Source organism: Herbaspirillum sp. B65 (assembly GCF_000333555.1).
Taxonomy (GTDB): domain Bacteria; phylum Pseudomonadota; class Gammaproteobacteria; order Burkholderiales; family Burkholderiaceae_D; genus Herbaspirillum; species Herbaspirillum rubrisubalbicans.
Genome location: NZ_BADI01000933.1, coordinates 1 through 3,914, shown reverse-complemented (window position 1 = coordinate 3,914; position 3,914 = coordinate 1). Strand labels below are relative to the sequence as shown.

Sequence of the window (3,914 nt, the reverse complement as noted above, 5' to 3'; positions counted from 1 at the left end):
GCAGACGGCCGCCTTTTCTTCCCGGTGCCCATCACCCAGCTCATGACCGCCACCGCCGTGGCCGTGGTGATCGTCATGGCCCTGATCCAGTCGGGCAATGGCCAGATCACCGTGGGCGGCTTCGTGTCCTTCATCACGGCCATGCTGATGCTGCTCACGCCATTGAAGCAACTGGCCGAAATCAACGGCCCTCTGCAACGCGGCATGGCCGCGGCCGAAGAAGTCTACAAGCTCATCGACAAGACCACCGAACGCACCACCGGCCAAGCCTTGAGCGGGCGTGCTACCGGCCGGCTGGATTTCGTCGAGGTCGGCTTTACCTATCCCGGTCACGAACAACTGGCGCTCAAGAACATCAACCTGCACGTCGAGGCCGGCGAGACCATCGCCTTCGTGGGCATGTCCGGTGGCGGCAAGTCCACCCTGGTGAGCCTGATCCCCGGCTTCTACTCCTGCACGGCCGGCGAGATCCGGCTCGATGGCCGCGACATCGAGACCATCTCGCTGGAGAGCCTGCGGCGCCAGATCGCCATGGTCAACCAGAACACCGTGCTCTTCGACGATACCCTGGCGGCCAACATCGCCTACGGTGACGCCAAGCCGGATGCGGCGCGCATCGAGGCAGCCGTGGAAGCCGCGCACCTGGGCGACGTGGTGGCCGGTCTGGCCGAGGGCTTGCAGACCCGCTTGGGCGACAATGGCTCGCGCCTGTCGGGCGGCCAGCGCCAGCGCGTGGCCATTGCCCGCGCCATCTACAAGGACGCACCCATCCTGATCCTGGACGAAGCCACCTCGGCGCTGGATACCGAATCCGAACGCGCCGTACAGGCCGCGCTGGAGCGGTTGATGCAAGGCCGCACCACCTTCGTCATCGCCCACCGCCTGTCCACCATCGAACGCGCCGACCGCATCGTGGTACTGGCGCATGGCCAGATCGCCGAGATCGGCACCCATCAGGAGCTGCTGCAAAAGGAAGGCGTGTACGCCAACCTGTACCGCCTGCAGTTCTCCCAGCAAAAAGAAGCCTCCCTCTGAGCATGAGCACCCAGACTACCCAGACTACCCAGAACACCCTGAGCACCCTGATCCCCGCCGAACTGCTGCAGAAATCGGACAAGATCCTCTTCATCGCGCACTTGGCGCTGGGTGATTTCACCTATCTGCAGAATTTCTTCCGTGGCTTTGCCGCGCAACACCCGCATATGAAGATTCATCTGTGGGTCGACGAAGTACGGCGCACCGCCGATGCCAGCCAATGGCCCCATCTGAAGAAATATTCCTTGTACGACTGGACCGCAGCCTGCCCCTTCTTCGCCAAGGTCTATACCCAGACCTACAGCCCCGAGCTGTACCGCGCCTCGATCGCCGAGGCGCGCCGCGAGCACTATCCCATCGTGGTCTCGCTGGCCACCCTGCGCCCGCATCTGTACGCCGGCTTGGCGCGCGAGATCAGCCCCGAGGGCTGGGTGGTGGGCATGAAGAATCGGTCAAGCTGTTCCAGCCGCATCACCTGCTGGCCTACCGCAAGCTCGATGCGGCCATGCCGCCCTATCACAGCGCCACGCCCGAGCACCACATCAGCGATGTCTATGCCCACTGGTTCCGGCAATTGAGCGGCCTGGAAGTGACCGGCCAGGCGCGCTTTCCGTTCGTCGATATTCCAGCGCAGTGGCAGCATTATGCGCAGGATCAACTGGCCGCCTGGCAGTTCGCACCGCGCGCGGGCAAGCTGGTCTTCATCAATCCCTATGCCAAGACCAAGAAACGCTGCTGGCCGCTGGAACACGTGGCTGCGCTGATTGCGGCCATGCAGGCGCGTGACGGCTGGCAGGATGCCTGCTTCATCGTCAATGCCGTACCGCAGGAACTGGCCAACGCACGCGCAGTGATCGGCCGCTATGGGCTGCAGCGCACGCAACTGTTCAGCGCCGAGGAAAACTTCTTCCAATTGCCGGCCATGCTGGCCTGCTGCGACCTGATCATCTCGGTGGAAACCGCGGTGATGCACCTGGCCAATGCGGTACAGGTGCCGGTCATTGCGCTCATGCGCCAGAAGAACCCGGAGTGGGTGCCGGTCGATCGCGCCCACAGCACCGTCATTACCGCGCCCGGTCGCCGCGACTGGGTCAAGGCGGTCAGCGTCGAACAAGTCATGAAGGCCATCTGATGAACCTCCCCAGCCAAGCAGAGATCCAGGCGCAGCCCGGCAACGGCAAGCCTTCCTTCCATATCGCCTTCTGCGTCGATAACCATTATTTCCGCGCCATGGGCGGCACCATCGCCTCCATCGTGGCCAATAATCCAGGCCAGCATTTCACCGTCCACGTGCTGGCCTTCGAGGTGTCCGAGGACCACCAGCGACGCCTGAAACAATTGGAATCGATGTATCGGGTCAAGACCGAGCTGCATCAATTAAAGTTGGAAGACTTCTCCCAGTTCTCGCATTTCCTCGGCCATTCCCACTATTCGCTGTCGATCTTCACGCGCCTGGTCATCCCCACGGTGCTGGCCCACGTGACCGACCGGGTGCTTTATCTGGATGCCGACATCCTGTGCTTCAACCGCCTCGATGAGCTGGTAGACATGGACATCTCACAGGAAATCGCCGTGGTGGTGCCGGATGCACCGGTCACGCTGCAGCGCCGGGTAGCCGCGCTGGGCCTGGCACACAACGAGTATTTCAACGGCGGCGTGATCTTCATCAATATTGCCAACTGGCTGGCGGAGCATATTACGCTCAAGAGCCTGGATGCCCTGCTCAACAGCAAGACCGACATGCGCTTCCCTGACCAGGATGCGCTCAACATTGTACTCAACGGCCGCGCACGCTACTTGTCGCCGAAGTGGAACTACCTGTATGACCTGATCCACGACCTGAACGTGAACAAGTTCGCGCTCAAGCCGGTGGGCAAGGCCATCTTCGTGCACTTCGCCGGCGCCGTGAAACCGTGGGCGGCGTGGAGCCGGCACGAGGCCTGCACGCTGTTCCGGCGCTACCTGGATATCTCGCCCTGGGCCGACATGGCGCTGGACCAGGAGCCGCGCAATACCAAGGAACTGCGGATGCATTCGCGCTTCCTGTACCGCCAGGGGCGGCCACTGGAAAGCCTGAAGTGGTATCTGCGCTACCTGCGCAAGCGCGCTGCGAAGTAAGACGCAGGCTTGTGAAGCACTCCGACAAACCATGAACTCTTCCGAACCCATGCCCCAGAATCAAGCGCATCGTGCCGCCTCCGCCAATGATGAGGCCTGGCACATCGCCTTTTGCGTCGACAATCATTACTTCCGCGCGATGGGGGCCATGCTGGCCTCGCTGGTGGCCAACAACCCGTCGCGCCGCTTCGTGTTCCACGTCTTCGCCTTTGCCATCTCGGCAGACAATGCGCGCCGGATGCGCAGCATCGAAGCCACCCCCAACATCAAGGTGGTGCCGCATCTGGTGGCCCCGGAGACCTTTGCGGAGTTCGCCGAGATGATTGCCAAGTCCTACTATTCGCTGTCCACCTTTACCCGCCTGATCGTGCCCGCCACGCTCAAGGAGCAGACCGACCGCGTGCTTTACCTGGACGCCGACATGCTGTGCGTGGGCGACCTGGAAGAACTGATGGCCATGGATCTGGAGGGCACGACGGCGCTGGTGGTCGATGACGTGGGCTGGGAGACGCCCAACGGACACGATGGACGCTATTCGGTGCTGGGTCTGAAGCATCCGCGCTACTTCAATGCCGGGATGCTCTACATCAACATCCCTGTCTGGGAGAAGAACAAGATCAGCGAGGCGGCCATCCGGGCACTGGTGTCCAATCCAGAGAAGTTGACCTTCAACGACCAGGATGCACTCAATACCGAAGTCAGCGGTCACGCCCATATCATGAGTACCAACCAGTGGGTGCTGGAACACTCCGATCCCTTCC

2 protein-coding genes and 2 pseudogenes are annotated in these 3,914 nt (G+C 62.0%); all 4 read left to right on the top strand.

The window, feature by feature from the left end:
* Positions 1–1,035: pseudogene (locus I5W_RS21815) on the top strand (ATP-binding cassette domain-containing protein); the annotation flags it as partial.
* Between the two features lie 2 nt (positions 1,036–1,037).
* A pseudogene (locus I5W_RS21810) lies at positions 1,038–2,167 on the top strand (glycosyltransferase family 9 protein).
* Entirely contained in the window at positions 2,167–3,153 is a 987-nt protein-coding gene (locus I5W_RS21805; RefSeq protein WP_044530811.1) for a glycosyltransferase family 8 protein, read from the top strand. Before I5W_RS21810 ends, I5W_RS21805 begins: the two are co-directional and overlap by 1 nt.
* A gap of 49 nt (positions 3,154–3,202) precedes the next feature.
* Positions 3,203–3,914, top strand: a 712-nt coding sequence (locus tag I5W_RS21800) for a glycosyltransferase family 8 protein (RefSeq protein ID WP_044530810.1), incomplete at its 3' end; no start/stop codon positions are given.